The sequence below is a fragment of the Aquabacterium sp. A08 genome, from assembly GCF_011742065.1.
Genome location: NZ_JAAQQT010000013.1, coordinates 1 through 276 on the forward strand (window position 1 = coordinate 1; position 276 = coordinate 276).

General features: G+C 65.9%; 1 protein-coding gene. It reads right to left on the reverse strand.

All coding sequences use genetic code 11. From position 1 onward, the window contains the following. A partial coding sequence (locus tag HA630_RS00080; RefSeq protein ID WP_208299870.1) for a nuclear transport factor 2 family protein occupies window positions 1-191 on the reverse strand: 191 nt, incomplete at its 3' end. Window positions 192-276 lie beyond the last annotated feature (85 nt).

The following is a 276-nucleotide window of genomic DNA, read 5'->3' on the forward strand; positions in this document are numbered from 1 at the left end:
AACATGGCCGCAAAGCTCTCGCGGATCGCCGGCGCTCCCAGCAGCCGCGGGCCGCCGGGGTGTACACACACCGGCTCCTCGTCGTCGGTCCAGCAGTCCATCAGGGCCGCCACGTCGCCCTGTTGCAAGGCCTCGTAGAACGCCAGTTCCACGTCGTCCACCCCGGTGTCGTTCGGCAAATGTCGTCGCATGCCGCTATTGTGCATGGCCCAAGAAAAAACCGCCTCCAGAGAGGCGGTTTCGGTGGCGTGCGGCGCAGAGCGGCGCGTCACTTTT